Origin of the sequence: Neiella litorisoli, from assembly GCF_014773395.1 — a bacterium.
Taxonomy (GTDB): domain Bacteria; phylum Pseudomonadota; class Gammaproteobacteria; order Enterobacterales; family Neiellaceae; genus Neiella; species Neiella litorisoli.
On record NZ_JACXAF010000019.1, the window covers coordinates 69,269 to 92,624 of the forward strand.

Consider the following 23,356-nt stretch of genomic DNA (forward strand, 5'->3'; position numbering starts at 1 on the left):
CTCACTTCCAGTTCTACACCGCTCATCGCTCTATCGGCTGGTACAGTGTCTCAATATTCAGCCGAGACAACTGCAATTGCAGCCGCTCGACAAAATCAGCGTAGCTCAGGTTTTCGGTGTTATTGACCAGTCGGGCTTGGCCGCCATTTCGCGATCGAATCATTTTGTTGGCGGCATTATCAGCTACTAGTACATTTTGAGTTTCCACAAAGCGGTACTCAATGGCTCTTGGGTATGAATGTTCAAGCAGTATCGCATTGTTGTTGATAACCGTGTCAGGGCTAGCTTCAAGGACAATCCCTGTGTCGCCATATGGGTCACCGTTATCAGCATGATAAATCAGATTGCCTTCAATTCGCCCGCCCTGATTGAAATACTTTAATGTGTCGGTCCGCCGTTGCGATTGCACCATGCCAAAACCAATGGCTCTATCATTGTCGATCAGCAAATTATTGCGTATTAGGTTGTCGGCGCTATTGACCCAAAAATGAATCGCATGCTGGGCAATGTGCTTATCGGGGCTAGCGATATCTCGAAACACGTTGTCTTCAACTCGCCACTCGAGCGCGCCTAAGGCATCAATGCCACCGGTATAAAAATTTGGTGCAAGGCCTTGGGTATACTGAAAAATCGAATGTTCAACCACGCCGCCGTAAGACAGTTTATCTGGGCGCTTGTGCTGATCGTAACTGACCTTGATCATTTGCTCATAACTGTCCTGAAAAATGCAATTTCGCATCACCGCAAAGCTCGCTCCGCGCTCTGCAGCAATTTGTATCAGATGATTTGGGCTATCCGTCAGGGTAACGCCGTCAAGCGCAAAATGATCCGCGCTTACGGTAATGAGGTTATGCACCCCCTCGGTCGCTTTCATCCCGAGCCCTCGAAGTACCACCTGATAGGGGTTAGCTGACTGTGACAATAGCCACACATTGTCGGCGGTGATGTGCAGCGTTTTAGCCAATACATACTCACCTGATGCCAAGTATATTGCGACTTGACCACCTTTGGCATTGGCTTGCGCTATCGCTGCAATTAGCTGTGGTGCGGTGCTGACGTTTATCGTGTCAAATTGCTCTGGAGGTATCAGTTGCGGCTGCGAGAATTGCTTTTTAACTTGTGAGCGAGAGGCATCGGCGCCATAACGCCAATCATTGCGGTTAACCGGGGTATGGTCATCAAATTTCAATGAGTGGGCGGCGATCGCAGAGGCCGCCAGCAAAAGCAGCCCGCCAATTACAGCCAAGCCAGTTGCTCTAGGATTCGTTGTCAACCAATGCCAGAAACGACTAACTGGCGCGTTCATCATCGAATATCGCCCGAGCCTTGTTGACATGAGGCTGCCAATCAAACATTTGTTCAGCCCATTGTCTGCCCTGTTGCCCCATCTGTTGAAGCTTATCGGTATCTGTCAACAAAGCCGCAAGTGGGGTCACCATGAGCTCCGGATCGGTGCAATCCAGAACATGCCCAGTAATCCCCTCTTGCAAGGTTTCTTTGGTACCACCTGAGTCGCCAGCGATGACTGCTTTACCGCAAGACTGAGCTTCGACCAATACCATGCCGAACCCTTCTATATCATTGGCGATGGTACGGTTAGGCAAAATGAACAGGTCGCATTGTTGGTAACACTGAATCATTTGTTCATCGGAAATTTCATCTAATAGTTGCACATGCTCTTCGAGCTGTAGCTCTGCAACGAGGTTTGTCAGCATCGATTTGCACTCTCCACGACCGATGATGGCATAGAGAATATTGGGAAATTGATCTTTAAGCTTGGCAACCGCTCGAATCATCATGTCTTGGCCTTTGCGCTGTTGCAGGCGGCCAACGGTGATTATCACTTGCTTGTGAGTCCAGCCCATGGCTTGTTTAAACTCAGGATCCTCGGCTGCGGGCACAAAGCGCTGACAATCAACACCAGGATGAAGCACTTGAATTTTGTCATCACCAGCGTAATTGAGCCGGTTGACGATACTAGCGCTGTTGTGGCTGTTACAAATGATTTGTTCAGCCTTACCGCACACCTGCTTAACCAGCAAATCATGTTCCCTGCTCGTCGCTGCGGTTTCAACATCTTCACCATGAACAAAACACAAATATTTGATGTTACAGACCAGGCTTAACAGCCAAGCAGAAACACCTTCGTGAATGACCCGGCCACAATGAACGTGAGTAATTCCATGGCGCTTCACTAAGCGCCTTAGGGCCCAAACGGTACGCCAATAGAACGTGAGGCCCTGTAAACTTTTTATCCCCCATTCAGGGCTGCTTAATGGCATTCGTTCAATAACAAAATCCTGAGCTTGGTCAAAATCTTGCGAGCCTTCCACTTGATTGGTCACAACAACGTACTGATCGCTTGGTAAACGCGAATACAACTCGTAAAACCAGCGACCGCTCCCCCCAGCTAAGGGTGGAAAATTTTCAGTGACGACCAGTGTTTTTTGTTTCATTTTGGTAGCTTCTAACAGTTGTTTTCAGTCGTTCTAGACGCCTGAAGAGCCATAATATGATTGCTTGATCTCAGCTTCAGACAGCGGTTTTGGCAATGCCACAAAAATCCACACGTCGTTTTCATCAAACTGCGTTAAATCTGCAACATCCGCTTGCAACGCACGCTTGTCCAGTATGGCGTGAGAGTACTTGGGCTGATAACCGATACCTGGCACCGTCATACTAGCGGGGCACCCACTAATGAGACGGAAGGCATGAACATTTTTGGTATATACCGACGCAATTTGCGGTTCAGAATCATCATTACAGAGGCCTCGGTTGGCTTCATAGATCTGTGCCAGCTGCGGCCATGCATCGGTCGAGTTGTACGGCATTGCTTCATGCTTATTAATGTATAGCGCCAAGGACAAACAACTAACGACTACAGCCACGCTGTTAACCGCCATTTGCCTCCTTAGCTGAAATCGCTTGAGTAACAGCCCCACCCGATTAAGTTGGCAAAACACCATCACCAAAGCCAGCATACTGATAGCAAACCAATAGCGCTCCGAGCCACCAATTTCGATCAGTGCCACCATAAAAACCATCGAGCTGATGAGTAAAAACAGCGGCACAAGTCGTTGCCGTCGAGGAATTAACAAGAACAAGATGATCGCCGATAGCGCTAGGCCGATAGCCGCACTCATCGGCCGCTGTTCTATATCCAGCAACCAAAGCCCGGGTATCATTTGGTTCGGCAGGTGATAAATGCCGTACCAAAACAGGTTTTCTTTCACTGTGTTGATAATTGCTGCAGGCGACTTGTAGGGACTTTGCGGATCTTCAACCACCTCTTTAATCATCATTTGGACTTGGTTCACCCCATCCAAACCCAAACCATGGCGATCATACTGGCTGTTGCGCACGCCCCAAGAGGCAAACACCACAATGAACCCCAGTGCGAACACGCTGCATTTCAGCAACTGGCTGAAATCAATCCGCCAACGGGACAGCACTGGTAACCGACTGAGTGGCAAAAACACTAACCCCAGAACCATGCCTTTGAGCAACACGCCAGCACCGGTAACCAATCCCAGTAGGAATAAACCAAGATTGCGAATCGGTTTATCCATTAACCGGTCAGCCAAATAAAGTGCCATGACACACCAGACAAAAACCGGGATCTCAGCCATCGCAACGTGGCTGAAATGCCAGTAATAGGGATTGAGTGCAATCACTAGGGTGCCAATATCAGCCAGCCGAGTGCTGCCAGATAGTCGCCGAATGTAGAGCCACGAAAAGACGATTCCCACCAGCCCTACCAACATCATGGTGAACTTCACTAAGAACCAGTTGATGTTGTCACCACTCAGCACCACTGACGGCATTAACAACATTGCCATACCCGGCGGCCACAGGGTATGAGTGACATAAGCGCCATCAAGGTTACGAGTGTAACCATTGCCATGGGCAAGGTTATAACTTAGCGCCAGATAGCTTTCACTATCGTGGGCGTTAAAGCGAGTAAAGTCAGGCCTGTCATTGGGGATCGCAACATAGACAATAAGTAACAACAGCAGAAAAAGACCGCGAATAGGGATTAACTTATCTCGACTCATGCTGTGCTCATTCACTTCTAATCCATGAAAAAGGTCTGCCACTCGAACGTCTTTGTCTATCGTTCGGTAGCGGCAGCGCTACCGCCATTACTTTGCGATAAAGTAAACACCGGTGCAAATACACAAGGTGCCAATCACTTTATTGAGGGTCAATGGCTCATTGAGGAACCAAAAACCAAACAACATGGTGCCAATAAAGCCAAGACCAACAAACGGATAAGCTCGGCTGACTTCAACCTTGGATAGCACCATCAGCCAAACACCGGCACTGGCGACGTATGCCATCATGCCAAATACCACCCAAAGGTTCATTGAAACAGCAACGATGCCACTAATAAAGCCATTGCCAAATGCGTCTAGCGTTGCTTTGTTCGACATGCCACTTTTCAAAAAGATCTGAGCAACAACCGATAGAAAAACGCTAAACAAAATCAAGCCAAAAGTGAGGTAAGTCATATAATTTGAGCCGCTAAAACAACAACACAGGTAGCCATTACCGAAATCACACTACCTCTATCTTTAATGGAAAAAACAATCGGATCATCATGCATTTCGCCGCGATGAGTTTTCACCCACATTCGCAACAGCCAATAACCGAGCATCGGAATAGCCAGCCACAGTAGCTCAGGCTCCTGATATTGGTTGGTAAGGACATTGTTGTTGGCATAAAAGCTAAACATCAAAATCGACAGAGTCGCTGAAGAAGTACCAAAACCGAGAAATACAGGGTAATCCGAGTAATTGTAATCGCGGCCAGATACGGCATCTTTGTTTTCCAGTTCCAGCGCTTTTAATTCGGCGCAACGCTTGACTAAGGCCAGACTTAAAAACACGAACATTGAGAACGACAACAGCCAAAACGACACCACCGCGCCAATCGCCACCGCGCCAGCAAATATTCGAATGCTGTAAAGCGAAGCCAGCATAATCACATCAATACCGAAAAAGCGCTTGAGCTTGAATGAGTATGCCAATGTCATGATTAAGTAGAGCAGCAAGACGCCAGTGAATGCCGGTGAAACTAACCAAGACAATACCAGCGAAACCACCAGCAAAACGGCTGCAACCATGATCCCCTGCGTGATACTGATGGCACATGAGGCCAACGGGCGATTGCGTTTACGTTGGTGTTGCCGGTCAGCTGGCAAATCCACTAAATCATTAAAAATATAAGTCGATGAAGCCAATAGGCTAAATGATAAGAAAGCGCCGACGGTGGCCCACAACGCATCGATGGTGGTGAGGTGCCAAGAAACAAATAACGGCACGAAAATCAGCACATTCTTTAGCCACTGGTGAACTCGAAGCTGCTTCAGCCACACCAATAGCGATGCGCGCTGCTCATCAAAGCGACCATTGAATGTGGTACCACTGGCAAGTTTTCGCGCCGACGATGTCGGGTTCACTAAGTAGCTTTCTTGCGCTTCCGCAAACAGCTCAAAGTCTTCTGACGAGTTACCTGCATAGGCAAAATTTGGTTGTTCTTGCTTGATGGCGGCAAGCTTATTCTTGCCTTTGAGATTGCGATCAGCAGAACTGCTTAAATGGCGCGAAAACAGCGGGTAGCGTTGAACAAACAACTCGGCAATGGATTCATTACTAGCAGTTGCCAACACCAACTCTCGCGAGCCCGACTCTGCTTGCAAAAAGTCATGAAATTCAGGGTTTAATGGAATCAGTCCGACATCAGGTTGACTATATTGAGACAACTGATGCTTGAGGTGGGACTTACCTTTTAGTAACCATAAAAATGCTAGGAACAGAACCAAAGGGTTGACCTTTAATGCTTCCCAAAAACTCTCCAGAAGCATATCGCTCTTGATAAACGTGCCATCAAGATCAACATACAAAGGTACCTTGTCCATAAACTTCCGTCCCTGCTAAGTTTTATCTGTGACATCCTAAATGAGCACAAAACGAATGCGCAAGCTGAAATTTCATACAACCTTGGCGCAAACAAACAACCTCATGACCAAGGAAGTCATGGCCAAGGGCAGCTAATCATCCTGTCAAACTCGCATTGCGAGCGCATGACAAAGCAGCATTTAATAGTATGGCTGGCGCCAATACGCCGCACAGTTTGAGTAGTTACCCTTAGCGGTTATCGGTGTTCATTTCGCCAGCCTTGGTGTAGAGTTTTAACGATTGATCAATTTGTTAGCTGGTACGGAAACCTCCACATGAAGCAGAATCTTAAGCACCTGTTGGGTTGGTTAGCCGCCTTAGTGGTCTCGCCGCTGACAATTAGCTTTCTCGCTTTTAAGCTACTGCTAAAAGGCCGCACCCCACATTTTGCTGGGTATTCGCAGTTTCTCAGTTTGTTTCCAGGCTTGATCGGTAGTTACATTCGCTATGGCTTTTATCGTTTCACCTTAACGCAATGCGTTGCTGATGGCGTTATTGGCTTTGGCGCATTATTTTCCCAAGCCGATACCGATTTAGGGCGAGGCGTCTATATTGGCCCTCAATGCAACATCGGTAGCTGCGCCATCGGAGCCAATACCCTACTAGGCAGCGGCGTCCACGTGATGAGTGGCAAGGGCCAACATAACTTTGCCGATTTAACTACACCAATCAAAGATCAAGGCGGCGCCTTAACCAAAGTCAACATCGGTGAGGACTGCTGGATTGGTAACGGCGCCCTTATTCTGGCTAATGTTGGCAATCATTGTGTGGTTGGTGCTGGCTCAGTTGTCACACAGGACTTGCCTGATTACTCCATTGCTGCCGGCAACCCCGCAAAAGTCATCAAACAGCGCAACAGCTAATGTCTGAATCAAGCCAAGTCGCGACACCTCCCGCCACCGATATTGAACTGACGCCCGAATGGCAAGATTGCCTGTATCGCCATTGCTTCAGTACGGCAGATGTTCTGCGCTCTGCCGAAGCCAACGGCGCGATTTATCGTTTCATCCAGCGAGCCAACAACTATGGCTTTACCACCATTGCGCCATTGCGGAATTTTTTTGTCACCTTAGCCAAGCCAAGCCAGCAACTCGCAGCGCCACAACACCACCGCATTTGTCAGCAAGTGTTATCACAGCGTTGGCATATGGCCGAAATAGGAGTGGCAGACGGCAACGACGATTTCATCAAAAATGCTTGCGATTTTTTGGCGACAAACGGTTATCCCTATAAAGTCGTCGACCAATTCGACAACTGGCGCTTGTCAGTAAAAGGTAGTTTTACCGAATATATGGCCCAGCGCCCAAGCCGGCTTAAAAACACCATAAAGCGCAAACGTCGCAAACTAGAAAATGATCAGGTAGCGGTTGAATTCATCATTGCCGAAAACACTGAACAAGCCAAAGCTCATTGGCAGGACTATTGCCATGTCTACCAGCAAAGCTGGAAACCAGAAGAGGAAAAACTCTCATTCATCGCCGAGTTTGTTGAACTAGCGGCATCCAGAGGCTGGCTCCGTATGGGCTTGCTGTACTTCAATGGTGTTCCAGCTGCGGCTCAGATTTGGTTTGTGTATCAGGGTAAAGCGAACATTTTTAAGCTTGCTTACTGCCCAAAGCAAAAAACTTACTCTCCTGGGACATTACTGACAGCGCATCTGATGGCTCATGTTTTTGACCACGATCGAGTTGCTGTTGTCGATTTCGGAATGGGCGATGAACCTTACAAAGCAGACTGGATGAGTGAGCGCAAAGTCAGACAAAGCATCATAGCCTTTAATCACCGCAGTTTTTTTGGCAAACTGGCGCAGTTTCGCTACCAATTGTTACCTCGGATAAAGCACAGATTACAGACCTAATGACTCTTAGTTCCCGTCAACGCGACCAACTTATTACTATTCTCCAGCAACTGCTGCCGGGCCATGCAATTGAGCAGTGGACGGAACAAACCGGCTTGATTGGCGACATTCCCGAGTTCGATTCAATGATGTTGACCAATCTGCTGACTTCGATTGAAGATGTTTATGGGGTTGATATCGATGAGTCGGAATTATCAATGGATGACTTTGTTGATTGGGGCTCATTGCAACGACTGACTGCTCGGTTAGTTCACCAATAACGGTGAAGCTCGTCATGGATAGACGGCTATTTTACCTCCCAGACCTAAAGACTCAGGCCAACCTGCTTTGTTGCGAAACGCCAGCAACAACAACCGAACAGCACACAATTGTTATCGTTCCTCCGTTACTTGAGGAAATGAACGCTTGCCGCCGCCACATTGCAGAATATGCGGCTCAAGCGTCATTGCACGGATACAAGACGCTCTATTTCGATTTACTTGGCAGCGGCGACAGTGCGCTCGAACTCGCCGATATCAACTCGCTAGCTATGTGGCAAGCCAATATCGATACCTTGCTGGCGCTCGCCACAACTCCTGTTACTTTGATCGCGATTCGCTCTGGCGTACTGTTACTCAGCGCACAGCAACTCGCTGATTGGCCAGTGCAATTGTGGCAGCCAGAACTCAGCGGCCAGCGCTGGGTCAAAGCAATCCGTCGAGCTCAGCACTTAATGCCGCAAAGTCCCGCCGACCCAAACGACGATTTCACTGATTATCAGGGCTATACGATTGCCAATTCGTTGCTCGATGAGATTGCCGCGGTTGATTTGTCATCGCAGCTCGATCCGAGCCGACATACGCTGCAATATGTTGACGGGCTAGCGCCGCTCAACAGCAAGTTGGCCATGCAAACAATTGCGAGTTATGCATTTTGGCAACACAACGAGCGCACTGATGACACCATGCAGGCATGGTTTGACGCATCGCTAGCCAAGCTCGCCACGCAGACACATCATATTGCGCCACGTTCAGCTGAACACACATCTAACACTGAGCGACAGCCAAAGCACTCCGTCACCCAATCGAGTCAAGAATCAATCAAATGCCTGCCAGTCAACAATCGCGTTATATTCGTCGGTCAACACGATACTGACGTAGCAGGTGTCTCTGTTGTGTTTTTGCCCGGTCGTCCACAAACTCGAGTTGGCCCTCATCGGCTCTTCGTGTCGCTAGCTCGACAATTGGCAGCAAGCGGCATCAGTGCAACTCGTGTTGAATACATTGGCTGGGGTGATGGCACTGGGCCAGCTCAAACTTACCAGTCACCATCCGCAGAATTGACAGCAGTTATCCGCTGGTTAAAGCAACAAAAGCCGAACGATCATATTGTGCTGTGCGGTTTATGTGACGGCGCGACTTTAAGTTTGCTAGCATCGCCGAACGAATGCTCTGGGCTGATTCTACTCAACCCGTTTTTTGATAATGATGCGGCTTGGTCTGGCGCCTTGCTAGAAGATCATTACCTGACCCAAGCAACTGACATGCAGGCTTTATTGCGCCACCTGAAACAGCCTTGGCTGCTGCCAGCTAAAGTAGCCGGATTGCTCAAGCATTGGTGGCAAAGTAAAGCACCATCGCCGCAATCAAGTACCAGCCCCGCAATCAGCCAACTCAAGTCGAGCTCACTACCGACTCTTTTATGCTGGTCGGAGCATGATCTCACCGCCAAACAATCGCAATTACAACTGCAAGAATGGCTTAACAAGCCGCAACAAACTGTTAAGCTAGAAACGATTGAACACGCGGATCACACCTTTTCGAATTCCAGTAGTCAGCACCAGTTGTTCGCGCGAATACTGAAGTTCTTAAACACGATTTAACTAAAAAGAACCCAAGTTAAGGCAAGCCAATGAAAGGAATACTCAGGCCCATCACTGCAGCAATGATCGTCACTCTTGCCGCATGCCAACCAGCCGAAGTTTCAAGCGATGAACACCTAGCTAACGCCAAGCGTTACATCAATAACAATAATCAAGATGCAGCGATTATTGAGTTGAAGAATGCCGTTCGGCAAATGCCAGAACTGACCGAGGCCAGAGTTCTGTTAGGGACTATTTACTACGAGCAAGGTTTGTATTTGGCGGCAGAAAAGGAGCTTCGGGCCGCGTTGTCTAGCGGAGCTGATCGCAACCTAGTGTTGCCGCAATTGGCACTTTGCTATTACAAAACACTCGAATTTAAAAAGCTCAATGAGTTAGCCACAGAAATCCCACAACTATCACAAGATGCGGCTGCGAGTCTTTACTCCATTCAAGCTCTCGCTTTACTGGCGCAAGATAAGCCAGAAGAGGCAAGTGATATGTTATTGGCAGCCGAACAGAAGCATTCCGAAAACGTCTACGCACAACTCGGCCGATTAGCCGCTGATGCCAATAGCGAAGAAGGTTTGGCATCCATTGAAGCGTCATTGGCACTGGTAGACGAACTGCAAAAAGCGGCTCCAACCAATGTCGATGTGCTGCTGATGAAAGGGCATTTACAGCAGGCTCAGAAACAGTACGCCGAGGCTGTCGAAGCCTATCGGCAGGCCCTAGAAATGGCGCCACATGCACCTCAGCACAGGCTGTATCTTGCTCTCGCTCTGATGCAAAACAATAAACCGGAAGAAGCGGAGCCATTGGTCAACGAACTGCTCAAGGTTGCCAAGCACCATCCGCAAATCAACGAACTAAAAGCACGAATCGAATTCGATCGCAAAGACTACAGCAACGCTCAACTTTATGCAGAGCGAGCTATTCAGAATGGCTCAGATACCACCACCGTGCTAGCCCTAGCCGGAATCTCGTCACTTCGACAAGGCGAGTATGAACAGGCATACAAGCACTTGGGACGCGTCGAATCTAGGCTGCCATCGGGGCATATGATCAAGCGGCTTTATGCTTACGTCCAGTTACAGCTGGGCTATACCCAAGAAGCATCTGCAACGCTCGATGCACTAACTGATTTGACACCAGAAGACGCTCCATTGTTCTCAACTGCAACCGGACAACTTGCCCAAGCAGGAGATACCGCCAAAGCGCTTGAGTTTGCTGAGCAAGCCAATAGCCTTAGCTTTTCAAGTGAAAGCTCGATGCGAGTGGGTATCCTAAAGCTAGCTAACGAGGATCAAGATGGTGTTGCCGATCTGGAACGCGCTTTAGCATCCAACCCCGAAATGATCGAAGCGCGCCTATCTTTAGTTTATAGCCTAATTACACAAGAAAAATATCAGCAGGCAATGTCTGTCAGCGACGAGCTGATTGCGATGGAACCACAAGACCCTCGCGGCTATACCCTAAAAGCTTTAGTAACCGCACGCTTGGGAGATGCCGAAAAGGCGCTCGCACTAGTTGAAACGGCCTTAGAGCATGATCCTGATGATCCGATCACATTACTCAGTAAAACCAACCTTTTGCTCGCTGCAGAACGGCCAGATGAAGCTTTTGAAGCAGCAAAACAAAATTTAGCACGTAACCCAGCACAGTTTTATGTCGCTCGCAACTTCGTCACCGTCGCTGCAGAGGCGGACAAGCAACAACAAGCAATAGCGTGGAGCAACGAGCTAATCAGCAACGACTCGAAACAAGCAAACGTGTATTGGGCTAACGGCATTACACTCGCCAAAACAGGCGACACAGCAAGCGCCACCGTACAGTTGGCGAAGCTCGATGATCAATCCCATACTGAGGCAACTCGAATGCTTTTGGGCGATCTGTACATTCAATCAGGTCAAATTAAACAAGCCCAAGACAACTGTGAAAAGTGGCTGGCCGAGTTTCCTAACAGCCTGCAAGCACAGCTAAGAATGATTGCAATATTTGAACTCCAGCGCGATTACTCCAACGCCCTTCGCCAGACACAATTGGCTCGTTCGAAGTTTCCACAATCTCAGCGTTTGGGTCTGATCGAAGCCAGCTTATTAGTTGATAATCAACGCCATCGAGATGCTAAATTGGCATTGCAAAAACTAGATGCTGAATTGATGACCCACCCAGTTGCGACTCGACTTCAAGCTCGCATCGCGGTGCAAGAAAAAGATTTCGATAACGCCATCACTTTGTGGCAGAAATATTATGAGCAAAGCCAAAGTATGCCTGCCCTTATTGCGCTAACCGATACCCATTTGCTCATTGGCCAATACGATGAAGCGGAAGCTTTGCTCAAGGCAGAGCAGGCCAACTTCGAAAATAACGCTCCTATATACAACAAGTTAGCCTATATCGATTTGCAGCGCGAGCAGACATCCAGCGCCATCGATAATTACCTTAAAGTGCTCGAGTTGGATCCTCAAAACCTGACTGCGCTCAACAACGTCGCTTGGTTATACCTTCAGAGCGGCGACTACAAAAAAGCCGTGTCTTTCTCGGAACAATCTTTCGAGCAGGCCGGTCAGTTCCCTATGATTGCCGACACATATGGTTATGCATTGCTAAAAGACGGTAACGTTGCCAAAGCAGAAACGGTGTTAGCAACCGCATATGAGAAAAGCGCTGGTAACGCTGAAATTGAGCTTCACTATGCCGAAGCGCTGCTGGCCGCAGGTAAAAACCGACAGGCACAAAAAATTATTGCAAATGCCAAGCCGGAGTCTGAGGAGTTAACTGCATTGAAAACATCTCTAGAACGTCAGCTTTAACACCGCTCACAGCAATCGCTATTGTGTAACTAAAAAGCCAGCATTTAACATGCTGGCTTTTTACTGTTTTTTGTATGGCAACGGCAAATAAAGGTTCGCCCCCGTTACTGGTACATTCTCTTTTGGGTCTCACAAAATTTTTCAGAGGGCGACATGGCTTCTAATCGAGCCTGTTCGCGTTGCTTCTCGATTTCTTTATCGATGACAGCAAAAAGCCTCTTAAAACCCCTTGGCAAGCTAGCGTGTAACATTTCAGCATTAATGTAATAAGGAGCTCTGATGCCATGATAATCGACGGCAGGCCCAAGCTGCTTAAACTTGACACCGATAAAGGCCATACTTCTGGCCAATCGAGGTTCCATCATCACAAAGCAGTGTTTATTGCCACTTCGAATGGCCAATGCCGCTCCAGCCAAATACAAGCCAATCGCTAAAAATGGAAAGCAACGAAGCTCCTCTTTCGAATAGCTACCTTCATTGATGACACCAGTAGCAGCCCCTTTATATTTGTCCATTTGACGACGGCGATAACTCGCAGGTACAGCAAGCCTAGACATTTCACATACTTCATTTCTGTTGAAATCACTCGGCTTCAAATCCGCTCCTTCTAGAGCATGTTGGCAGTACTTTTCGATAGGAAGCAACTCATCATCATTTTGCGGCGATACAATCCGAATAGTACCTGCGTGGTCTGACGTTTGCTTGCGCTGAATTAAGCAATAACGACTGAAACGATCAAAGTCGTCCTTTTCCATTTTTTCGGGCCTAGGGTCTTCGAATTCAAGTTCTTCACAATAAACTTGATGGCGGATTCGAAACGTCTCGTTCACAGTTTCTTCGTGATACGCCACTACCGGTTTCAAAAACTTTGAAAAATGTTTAGCGATCTTACGGCCCTCCCGACTCACCAACAGCTGGCCTCCCCAGCTTATAATTTTTCCGATGACAGGCAACTGAGCTAAACGCCTTAATTTTCGATTCATTCAGGAGCCCTCACTCATTTGACCGACCCTAGTCATTGCCAATGTCCAGTTTTAAAATGACAGTTTACTTGGCAATTAAAGCATATACTAAGCTACTGTACGAACAGATCGAAATTCCAGTGTTTTCTTGATGTCGAATTTTTTTACACTTGCCCGCCTCGATTAACTGAAACCTCTTCGAAAACCAAACAAAAACATTAACAATCAGCAACTTAAAAAGTTGGCATCCAATCTGCTTATATGTCACTGAACACAAACCATGGCGAAGCGGGATACGCTTCCCGCATTCAGTCAATACTTAGCTCTTTTAGGAGAAACTTATGTTACGGAAACTTACTACAGCCGCCTTCGCCATGGCGTTGAGCGCAACCGCTTCAGCAACAATGATCGATGGCATCTCTTTCGACGAAGGCGATTTGTTCGAGAGCACCGGTACTGTTGTACAGGAACTTGATACTGTTACTGGTTCGTTTACTGCGTGGGGTAAATTCGATACAGAGCTTGCTTCCTCAGCGTTTCAGTGTGGATCTTGCGATCTGACATTCATGATCAGCGGCTTTGTATTTGAAGAGTCACTGAGCGTTACAGGCACGTTACCTCTTCAAACGCCGAGCGTGAATGCATATTCCGGCGGTACCATTGAAATTTATAACCAAGCTGCAGGTTCATTTGATGTTAACGACGAAACGTCAGTTATTGGCGATGCAAGTGAACTTTGGCTGAGCTTAGCTGGTTTTGAAGTTGCAGCAAACTTGCTTGCGCCATTGCCGTTTTTCGACCCAACTCTGATGGCTTCTTTCGTTGGTTCTGTTAACGCTCTGGGCTTACCTTCTGGTTCAGGCTATTTGCAAGTAGTCGGCGGTGCCGCTGCTGAAGTATTTGATACTAATACTCTATTTGCTGGCGCGGACATGGCGTTCAACAGTAGCTTTATCTCTAGCGATATCGATGGCACAACAATCATCTCGCTGGGTAGTGCAGATATCGCTGCAAACTCAATCCCAGAGCCAGCGTCTGTTGCTCTAATGGGTCTTGGTCTGCTGGGCTTCGTTGGCGTAGCACGCCGTCGCAAAGTTAAGTAACAAGACTTGCTGCCAAGCGCAGCGAAGACAAGAAGCCAGAGCGTTTGCTCTGGCTTTTTTTATGGCTAAAAGCTGTGAGATAAAGCCGTACAACCACCTAGATCTGGATTCGAAAAAACATAAAAAAAGAGCAACCACTGTTCAAGTAGTTGCTCTTTAACTGCTGGCGCTAACTTAGCAATTTGCCAACAATTGACTAAGGCTGGTAACGCCCTGGCGCAATGACATTATTGGGGTCCATCACCTGTTTAATGGCTTTCGATATCTGCCAGCAGGTCTGCGCCGGATCGAGCATCTTGTTTTGCTGCTCGACATTGAGACGATAAGGCACACACCCTTGCGATAACCCTTTTTCAACCAACTCATCCAAACATGCTTTCGCTTGTTCGGTGGCTTCACTATCTGCTGCATTGAACAAAATTGGGATCGTACTATCGGTCAAATCAAAGCGCAGATTGGTTAACGTAATCAGTGGCTCAATACCGTATTGCGGGCATACATCTCGCACCATGTTAACAAAAGCTCTCATATGGTCAGCCTTGGTAGGCACCAAAGGCGCGTACCACATTAATCCACAACCATCTTTTGCCGGATTCATCTCTTTGCTTTTGTCGGCTTGGACATTGGGGTTACGCCAATAAGCTAACGGTAATGCGACCTGATTCGGCTGACCGAGCATAATTTGAATGCCCTCAGCCATCGCCTGAAGCTGTTCCCGTTCATCTTTCATGAGCGACGTAGGCAGTATTTTCAATACCAAGCGCGCTGTTCGCAGTAACCAACCTTCGGAAAAAATAGTCCGATAAGCATGCTTTCGAACTCGACGATGAATATCCTTTCGCGCAGCTTTTACTATTTCTTTTGAGCCATAGATGGAGCCAACTAACATCCAGCCAGGCACTTGATATTTTTTAGCAAGCTTCTGACATTGTTCTTCGGACATTACTTTATGTTGCTCCGGTCCATTTGGGTTGGGTGCCACCATGGATAGAATGCGACGTCGATCCATCAAGTTAATAGACCCAACTACCCCCTCATAGTCGCGGAGTATGTTTTGCATTAAGTTGACCGCAACTTCCAAATCTTCATCTTGACTGAACTGAACGTAAAAACTCTCAAAGTCTTGTGGACATTTAGCCAACCGTATTGTCATTTCAGTAACGACTCCCATATTCGATTGGGTAAACAACCCATCGAGATATGGACCGACCTTCCACTTAAATGAACGGTCCGCTAAATGATGTTGAGAATTATCCATACCGTATAGGCTGGAGCGATATTGTCGACCATCAGCCAAATAGGCAGTAACCGCAGTAACCGCTGCAAAGTGATCGGCATAAGGCGTGATGCCGTAGCCACGCTCAAGGGCGTTACCGACGATACTGCAATTTGGCCCTGCACCAGTCACTGGCACCATAAAATCCAGATTTCGTTCTTGTAGCCAAGTCACTAAATCAGCTTGCGTGACACCAGGCTCTAGGGTGATCAAACCTAGCTGCTCGTCAAAATCTATAACCCGCTTTAAGCCCGATAAATCAAGAATGTATATGGGCTGCTCATCACTAACGGGCAGCGCACTGCCATAGCCCCAGTTGCGCCCAGAGCTAATGGGTTGCAGGCTAGCACCTTCTGCGTTAGCCCAAGCCAACACTTCGGCAACTTGGCTTTGCTCGGTGACGACAAAGGCGCCACAGAGAGTTCGCGATGCACCAATTGCGTTCCCTCCGTATTCACTCTCAGCTCGCAGTTGATCGAGCCAAGTGATGCTGTGAAAGGATTCAGGACACGTTGTTATCGGGTGATCAGCCATAGATTATCTGTCTCTATTGTTCTGTCTTAGACAACCCATTCGAGCGCCGAGTTGTGACTTAAGAATTGATTTGGACTTGCCGTTAAACCATAGGCACCACTTTGAAAAATCGCAATGATATCGCCTAGGTCTAACTTGGGAACCTCGAGCTGTCGCGCCAACACATCTAGGGGGGTACACAAGGGCCCGCAAATCGTCACTCTTTCTGCTGCTTCTGATGCCATCTTATTAGCAACAACAATCGGATAGTTCTTTTTCAACAGCTGGCCGAGGTTACCGGAGTTAGCTAAGTGATGGTGCATACCGCCGTTAACCATGGCAAATAGCTGGCCTCGTGATGATTTCACATCGGTGACTTGGCAGAGGTAAACTCCGGCTTCGGCCATAATGTAGCGGCCCAATTCCAAAATTATTGATTTATCAACAACGAACGCTTGATGTTCGTTAACAATCGAGCGAATAGCTTGGCCGTATTCAACTAAATCAACGGGTTTGTTATTTGGGAAATATGGCACACCAATACCACCACCAAAATTTAGTTTAGTGACAGTTAATTGATGCTCCTCGCTGAGGCGCTTGAAACACAAAAGGCTTTGGCGGAACTGCTCGACCAATGCGTCAAGCTGTAAACATTGAGAGCCTGCATAAATATGAAGGCCAGAGATCGATACCAATGGCGAAGCTTTAACAAGCGCAACCAAATCTGCAAATTGTTCCTCATCTATGCCAAAAGGCTGAGCACCGCCTCCCATGTGCATGCCTGAGGCCTTGAGTTGGAATTGCGGATTGAGTCGAACGCCCACAGCGACTTGCTGCTGATTGTGATTCGCCCAGCTAATCACGCGCTGCATTTCTATCAGCGATTCAACCGATAAATGGCCACCGAGTGCCAATGTCCGTTCAATTTCGTCAACCAACTTGGCCGGTCCTGCAAAGCTAACTTGGTCGGCGCTAAACCCCGCCGCCATGGCTCGTTCCAATTCGCCAATGGAAGCAACATCAACACCATCAACAACAGCTTCAAGCGCGCTAAGCACCTCAGGATTTGGGTTCGCTTTGACCGCATAGAAAATGTCAAAACTATCAGGCAATTGACTTCTTAGTTGCTCAACTTGCCGCCGAGCAACAGCCATATCGTAAACATAGCAAGCGCTGCCTTCACTACGGGCCATCCAGTCTTGCGCGGATTCGCCAGCCCACATTAACTGCTGCCCAGAAAAGCAAATGGGCTGCTGAAAACAATGTCCGCTAACCAGTTCAGTTTTTGTTTGTAAGGTCATAAAGCCAATTCTCTTTAACGTATTGTCGGTCTAATTTGCCATTTGCGGTCAATGGCAATTGCGGCACCACGGCAAAATACTTAGGCCATAAGTGATTTGCTGAATTAGCTCGATAAGCCGCCTGTAATTTGTCTCGGTGGACTGGGTTTGCTTCGATAAAAAGGGCGATCGCCTGACCTAGCTCCAAATCATCAACGGCTAGGCAAGCAGCTGCACCAACATCAGGTAACGCCTCGGCAATAGCCTCAACTTCTTGCGGGCTAACGCGGTAACCGGATGTTTTTATTTGTTGATCTTGGCGGCCAACAATGAACAAGTCACCATCATCATCCATATATGCCAAATCACCTGACCAGACAGCTCGCTCGTCACCGCCTTTAGCCAACGGCTCTGGCAATTTGGCAAACCGCTGCGCTGATAAATCAGGTTGTCCCCAATATCCTTGAGCCACCAATTCACCGCTATGAACCAGTTCGCCGACAACGCCGGGCGGGCAAACTTGCTGTTGTTCGTCTAATACCAACAACCGCGCATAGGGTATCGCTTTGCCAACACTAAGGGGTTTCTCAGAAATTTTTTGCGGCGCCAAATAGCTCGACCGAAAGGCTTCGGTCAAACCGTACATGGCAAAAATTTGTGCTTGTGGGAATTTTTCAGACAACAATTCGATTAATGATGTTGTCAGTGCGCCACCTGAATTGGTCACAAAACGCAGACCAAGGTTGGGCTCGAGCGTCTCTTTAAGCAACTGATACCAAAGCGGAGGGACGCCCGCCAATCCAGTTACACCATGCTTAGCCACATCATTGAATACCGCCTTTGCCAATAAATAATTGTGCAATACGACAGAGGCTCCGACACGCCAAGCAGAAAGGAGCTGATTAAGCCCATAGTCAAAGCTAAAAGGTAGTAACGCAAGAATGCGATCCTGAGGAGTTAGCTGCAAATAGCTGGCAACACTATCAGCACCGAGCCACAGATTTTTGTGGGTTAACATCACGCCCTTGGGTAACCCCGTACTACCGGATGTGTACATTAGTACAGCTAAATCATTTTGCTGACATCGAGTGACTGCGGAAGGACCGTCTAGCGCCTCAACCCAATCTTTTAGCACATGCGCATCTTCGGGTAATGATGATGTTGATTGTTCGACAATCAACTGGGAGACTTGGTCGGTGTGAAAAGCAGGCTCTGCAGCTAATTGTGACCAGCGAGCCGGACTGGTTATCAGCACCTGAGCACCTGAATCAGCCATGATATGAGCTAATTGTGCCGCTTTCAGGCCTTGATGAGCGATCACCACCACACCACCACATTGCCATACCGCGAACATTGCCATCACTTGCAATGCGGTCTTTGGTCCGTACAAAACAACACGTTGACCATGCTCTAATTTCACATCACGCTGTAAGCCAGTAGCAATCATGGCGACTGACTGTTTTAATTGAGCAAAGGTATAACATTGGCCGCCAATCAGCAGCGCCAAGACATTATCATCTGCATCTGTAAGCAGGTCATACATCGTACGAGATAGATCAGCCACCGAATCGTCCTTGGGCAATGCGTTACTCAGCTAAAATAAAAAGAATTTAGCGACAACCAGTTATTGAGCACAATTTTATCGGGTAATCCTATGATTTATAGAGGTAAAAAAACAGCTTTCATCATCATCTGCTGGCTTAGTTTGGCAGTACCCAACGTTTTTGCCCACAATCCATTGCCGCAAACCATCCAAAAAGTTAAGCCAAGTGTTGTTGGAATAGGCCTGTTCGACCCATTGGCTGCGCCGAAAGCAACATTAATGGCAACCGGATTTGCGATTGGTAATGGCACATTAATCGCCACCAATGCCCATGCCATACCAAAACTGAACAAACAGAGAAACCAATCCATCGCGGTACTGATCCCCGGGGGCAGAACGTCTCAAGTTTATAAAGCCACATTGGTTGCACGCGATGATGAGCATGATTTAGCCATCGTTAAGCTCACTGGTAAACGGCTACCAACGCTACAGTTCTCCCAAAAAACCGTACTGGAAGGCCAAGCCATCGCATTCACCGGCTTTCCTATTGGCTCGGTGCTCGGCCTTTATCCGACCACTCATCGCGGCATCATTGCCACCAAAACACCCGTAATGCTGCCTGTTCCCGAAGTTGGAAAATTAACGGCTAAACAACTTAAACGGCTGCGAGAGCCCTATGAAGTGTATCAACTCGACGCCACCGCTTATCCGGGTAACAGTGGCAGTCCAGTTTACGATCAAGAAACCGGCGACGTCATCGCCATCATTAACAAAGTGCTATTGACCGGCAACAAGGAGTCAGCGCTCACCAATCCTAGCGCCATCTCCTATGCGATTCCGGTCAAGCACTTGCAGGACCTGCTAGACGGATTGTGATTCGGCTGCGGCCGCTTCAACAGCATCGCCATGCCAACGATCGAGCCACAATGCAATGACGCCATCACCGGTGACATTGCAGGCCGTACCAAAGCTATCTTGAGCCAAATACAAGGCGATCATCAAGGCAATAGCACTTTCACCAAAGCCCAACATCGAGCTTAAAATACCAAGCGCTGCCATGATTGCGCCACCTGGCGCGCCCGGTGCGGCGACGAGGGTAACGCCCAGCATGAGGATGAATGGCACAATATTGCCCAGAGTTGGCGCTGCCAGTTCTGGCCGCATCAACATCACAGCAGTGGTACAGGTCACAATAGTGATCACTGATCCAGAGAGATGAATCGTAGCGCACAGTGGTACTGCGAAATTCGCAATCGGCTCTTTGACTTCGTTACGCTTGCTGCTTTGCAGCGACACCGCAATAGTGGCGGCGCTCGACATGGTGCCAAGCGCGGTAAAATATGCTGGCAACATATTCTTCAGTAGCATCAGAGGCGGCTTTTTGTGGATCAAACCCGTCACTAGATAGAGCCCCGTTAGCCACAACCAATGCATCGCCACCGCCATCATCAGCACTACAGCAAACGTCTGCAAAGTCTCAACCGCCGAGCCTTCCAACATCATTTGAGTAAAGACCCCGGCGATATAAAACGGCAAGGCCGGAATAATCACTTTTGATAGCAACAAGTCGATGATTTGGCGACCTTCGTCAATCACGTAACGCAACTGCTTTGACTCAATCGCACTCATACCTATACCCAGCACAAATGCCATCACTAACGCGGTCATGATGCCTAGGGGCGGTGCAATAGCAATAGAGATAAACGGCGTCAGCAAGTTGTCACCAGTTGAAGTTGGGATTTCTGCTTGCGCTACCAATGCGGGTAACAATTGGCTTGCAACCAAAAAAGCGAGCACTCCGGCGATCACCGTCGACGAGTAAGCTAAGCCGACGGTGTGCCCAAGTAGTCGTCCCGATTGCTTTGGCAAGGCACCGATACCGCTGGCGATATAGAGCAAAATAATCAACGGGATGGTGAAGCCGATTAACTGGCCAACAAAGACCTGCACAGTTAGCATGATCCGCGCTAACCATTCGGGCGCAACGGCACCAATAATAAGACCAGCAATAATGCCGACAATGAGTTTCAACAACAGATTCATAAAGCCTGTCTCTTATGACAATTCAGACTCGCGCTTTGTACCATAAGCGACCGTTAAATATCTGTTATTGCCGACATATCGGCGTGTCGATCCGTAGCTTCTTTGACAAACCTCATGTTTTAACTTGATCACTTTATTTTGCTTGAATCAGACAGATTTTTTGAACTTGGTGGCAGTTTGATTTTGTTGCGTTATCAAAATAAAAAATCAATGGAAATGCCCTGTTATGCTGTTGCCTCTTGTGAGAGCCACACAAGAAAAAAGCGTCGCGGTTGAATAAAAATAGAAATAGATCGTCCGGCGCCAAAGTACCAGCACATTTATTCCTATAATAATTTGAGGCTTATTCATGACTCGTCATACTCAAAACGCACACCGTTTAGCCACCCAAGACTTCCAGCACTTATCTCCTTACGACTTCAGCCTTGACGAACATTTATTGTCAAAGAGTCAAATCAACCTGATTCACTGGATGTGGCCAACGACCAGCTACCAATATGACCACCTATGCCAGGCATACCGTAATTATTTGCGCTTAGAACGTTGTGGTTTAACAGAAAGTCAATGCACTAGTCTGGGCTTTGATACCGATCTAGAAGGTGCCGTGACCTTAGAGCAAACGCTTAGCGCGCTCGCTTCCAGTGGCTGGTTAGTTATCGACAAAAAATCCACCGACGTGATCATGACCAGTAAGTGCCAAAACTGGCTTCATTCAAAATTCACCAGACGTTTCGGTAGCCAATGGCAAGACTGGCGTCAGGAGTTACAACGTATTCATGACATGGTTCCTGCAAGCCAACCAGAGATCTCTGAAAACCTAGCGATCATGCACTACGCAAATGGCTTGTCACCACAGCAAGCGTCCCGCTGGTTTCGTTGGAGTGACGTTCAGTTGGCAGCCAATCACATGATCTGCAAAGCGATCAAGCGCCAACTAAAAATTAACGAAACCGATTTGCCGAAACATAAGATTCTCCATATCAATCCAACATTAAGGCTTGCTAGTAATACCGCTCCGCAGGATGTCACCGGAATCACGCTGGCAATCGATATCAAGGTGGATGGTAAGACCCGGCACTTAAAACCTAAGTCGCTCATAGCAATCGACGATGACCGGATTGCGGTATCGCAACTGGATTTAGTAACCGGCCTGTTTTTAGATGTGCCAACATCATTAAATGAGGTCGAGATCTGCTGTAACTGGAGTATCAAAAATGGCGCCAAAACCACTGCGGTGCTCCACAACATTATTTATAAACTAGACCAAGAAAAAAATGGTTGGTTTTATAGCGTTGACGCCGAGCACACTGGCCGCTGTGAATCGGATTATTATCGACCAGATTCTTTTTTCGACATAAAAGTGCTAACAGGCAAAGCGCACTCCACAGGAGAAGATCTAGATGCCACGCCACGAGCCCAGCACCAAATTGACAAACTCGAAATGAAGCCAGGTAAAGTGAAGATCGCCGAGACCATTAATCTCAAATCATCTTCCGCCCACGCCGCAACATTGATTTGCCGCTAAGCCAACTCCGAGTCTAAGAAACCGCCAACAAAGGCGGTTTTTTTTATAGGTAAAAACGCAAAAAGGCCACCCTTACGGGTAGCCTTTTCACTGAATGAGTGCCTGGCGGTGACCTACTCTCACATGGGGCTGAACGCGGATACAGACAAAGCACAGCTTTGGCCCGCGTGAAGGCGAAGAAAGCTATGCTTTCGAGCGGGAGGCGCCTCAGGTTTCGGATGACCGCGGGCGTAGCGCCTTTAGGCGCTTTCAGTGACAAGGCTACCCTTGCTCGAACATGGAAGACCTAAGTTTGTTTGAGCCCTAAAACGCAAAAAGGCCACCCTTACGGGTAGCCTTTTCACTGAATGAGTGCCTGGCGGTGACCTACTCTCACATGGGGAAGCCCCACACTACCATCGGCGCAGTTGCGTTTCACGTCTGAGTTCGGAATGGAGTCAGGTGGGTCCACAACGCTATGGCCGCCAAGCGAAAAAGGTAACTTGGAAACCCGTTAAAGCGACAAGCTCAAGGCTGCTCGCTCTAAGGTAAAAATTTGAGCGTCACTCTATCGACCAGCATGTAGCTGTCAGAGCTATTTATACAAAACCACTCGGGCGTTGTATGGTTAAGCCTCACGGGCAATTAGTACAGGTTA

18 protein-coding genes and 1 rRNA gene are annotated in these 23,356 nt (G+C 48.0%); 8 read left to right on the forward strand and 11 right to left on the reverse strand.

What is annotated here, in order from left to right; translation table 11 throughout:
* Positions 1-22: 22 nt before the first annotated feature.
* The 5 genes from IC617_RS14135 to IC617_RS14155 form a co-directional block, all read right to left on the reverse strand.
* Positions 23-1,309 (reverse strand): right-handed parallel beta-helix repeat-containing protein, encoded by a 1,287-nt coding sequence (locus IC617_RS14135; RefSeq protein WP_191145640.1) that lies wholly within the window; start codon positions 1,307-1,309, stop codon positions 23-25.
* The gene (locus IC617_RS14140) at positions 1,290-2,456 is read right to left on the reverse strand and encodes a glycosyltransferase family 4 protein (protein ID WP_191145641.1); all 1,167 of its coding nucleotides are present in this window, start codon (positions 2,454-2,456) and stop codon (positions 1,290-1,292) included. The genes IC617_RS14135 and IC617_RS14140 overlap by 20 nt, the downstream gene beginning before the upstream one ends.
* A gap of 33 nt (positions 2,457-2,489) precedes the next feature.
* On the reverse strand, positions 2,490-4,055 hold the full coding sequence (locus tag IC617_RS14145) for an ArnT family glycosyltransferase (protein WP_191145642.1): 1,566 nt from the start codon (positions 4,053-4,055) through the stop codon (positions 2,490-2,492).
* A gap of 87 nt (positions 4,056-4,142) precedes the next feature.
* Positions 4,143-4,511: an EamA family transporter gene (locus tag IC617_RS14150; RefSeq protein WP_087506682.1), complete on the reverse strand. Its 369-nt coding sequence runs from the start codon at positions 4,509-4,511 to the stop codon at positions 4,143-4,145.
* On the reverse strand, positions 4,508-5,920 hold the full coding sequence (locus IC617_RS14155; protein ID WP_191145643.1) for a UbiA family prenyltransferase: 1,413 nt from the start codon (positions 5,918-5,920) through the stop codon (positions 4,508-4,510). Before IC617_RS14155 ends, IC617_RS14150 begins: the two co-directional genes overlap by 4 nt.
* Positions 5,921-6,235: 315 nt before the next feature.
* Between IC617_RS14155 and IC617_RS14160 the strand changes: the two genes are divergently transcribed.
* From IC617_RS14160 to prsT, 5 genes are read left to right on the forward strand one after another with little or no spacing between them, the layout of a single operon-like run.
* Positions 6,236-6,823 (forward strand): acyltransferase, encoded by a 588-nt coding sequence (locus IC617_RS14160; RefSeq protein WP_191145644.1) that lies wholly within the window; start codon positions 6,236-6,238, stop codon positions 6,821-6,823.
* A complete protein-coding gene (locus IC617_RS14165) occupies positions 6,823-7,818 on the forward strand; it encodes a GNAT family N-acetyltransferase (RefSeq protein ID WP_191145645.1) in 996 nt (331 codons plus the stop codon). Before IC617_RS14160 ends, IC617_RS14165 begins: the two co-directional genes overlap by 1 nt.
* Complete coding sequence (locus tag IC617_RS14170) at positions 7,818-8,078, forward strand: phosphopantetheine-binding protein (protein WP_191145646.1); 261 nt, start codon at positions 7,818-7,820, stop codon at positions 8,076-8,078. Before IC617_RS14165 ends, IC617_RS14170 begins: the two co-directional genes overlap by 1 nt.
* Before the next feature lie 14 nt (positions 8,079-8,092).
* Positions 8,093-9,679: an alpha/beta fold hydrolase gene (locus IC617_RS14175; protein ID WP_191145647.1), complete on the forward strand. Its 1,587-nt coding sequence runs from the start codon at positions 8,093-8,095 to the stop codon at positions 9,677-9,679.
* Between the two features lie 29 nt (positions 9,680-9,708).
* Complete coding sequence (prsT, locus tag IC617_RS14180; RefSeq protein WP_191145648.1) at positions 9,709-12,474, forward strand: XrtA/PEP-CTERM system TPR-repeat protein PrsT; 2,766 nt, start codon at positions 9,709-9,711, stop codon at positions 12,472-12,474.
* A 104-nt stretch (positions 12,475-12,578) separates the two neighbouring features.
* On the opposite strand, the gene IC617_RS14185 is transcribed toward prsT, so the two are convergent.
* Positions 12,579-13,457 (reverse strand): PEP-CTERM/exosortase system-associated acyltransferase, encoded by an 879-nt coding sequence (locus tag IC617_RS14185; protein WP_191145649.1) that lies wholly within the window; start codon positions 13,455-13,457, stop codon positions 12,579-12,581.
* Between the two features lie 320 nt (positions 13,458-13,777).
* On the opposite strand from IC617_RS14185, the gene IC617_RS14190 reads away from it, so the two are divergent.
* Positions 13,778-14,539, forward strand: a complete 762-nt coding sequence (locus IC617_RS14190) for a PEP-CTERM sorting domain-containing protein (protein WP_191145650.1) — start codon at positions 13,778-13,780, stop codon at positions 14,537-14,539.
* Positions 14,540-14,735: 196 nt separating this feature from the next.
* Here IC617_RS14190 and IC617_RS14195 read toward each other — a convergent pair whose 3' ends face one another.
* From IC617_RS14195 to IC617_RS14205, 3 genes are read right to left on the reverse strand one after another with little or no spacing between them, the layout of a single operon-like run.
* A complete protein-coding gene (locus tag IC617_RS14195) occupies positions 14,736-16,349 on the reverse strand; it encodes an FAD-binding oxidoreductase (protein WP_191145651.1) in 1,614 nt (537 codons plus the stop codon).
* Positions 16,350-16,375: 26 nt separating this feature from the next.
* A complete protein-coding gene (locus tag IC617_RS14200; protein WP_191145652.1) occupies positions 16,376-17,629 on the reverse strand; it encodes a type III PLP-dependent enzyme in 1,254 nt (417 codons plus the stop codon).
* Positions 17,607-19,172: an AMP-binding protein gene (locus IC617_RS14205; RefSeq protein ID WP_191145653.1), complete on the reverse strand. Its 1,566-nt coding sequence runs from the start codon at positions 19,170-19,172 to the stop codon at positions 17,607-17,609. The genes IC617_RS14200 and IC617_RS14205 overlap by 23 nt, the downstream gene beginning before the upstream one ends.
* 258 nt (positions 19,173-19,430) lie before the next feature.
* On the opposite strand from IC617_RS14205, the gene IC617_RS14210 reads away from it, so the two are divergent.
* Entirely contained in the window at positions 19,431-20,027 is a 597-nt protein-coding gene (locus IC617_RS14210) for a S1 family peptidase (protein ID WP_224746021.1), read from the forward strand.
* On the opposite strand, the gene IC617_RS14215 is transcribed toward IC617_RS14210, so the two are convergent.
* On the reverse strand, positions 20,013-21,194 hold the full coding sequence (locus tag IC617_RS14215; RefSeq protein WP_191145655.1) for a dicarboxylate/amino acid:cation symporter: 1,182 nt from the start codon (positions 21,192-21,194) through the stop codon (positions 20,013-20,015). The genes IC617_RS14210 and IC617_RS14215 overlap by 15 nt on opposite strands.
* A gap of 349 nt (positions 21,195-21,543) precedes the next feature.
* Here IC617_RS14215 and IC617_RS14220 point away from each other — a divergent pair, with 349 nt between their 5' ends.
* Entirely contained in the window at positions 21,544-22,719 is a 1,176-nt protein-coding gene (locus IC617_RS14220; protein ID WP_191145656.1) for a hypothetical protein, read from the forward strand.
* Between the two features lie 353 nt (positions 22,720-23,072).
* Here IC617_RS14220 and rrf read toward each other — a convergent pair.
* Positions 23,073-23,188: ribosomal RNA gene (gene rrf, locus IC617_RS14225) — 5S ribosomal RNA — on the reverse strand.
* Between the last annotated feature and the right edge of the window lie 168 nt (positions 23,189-23,356).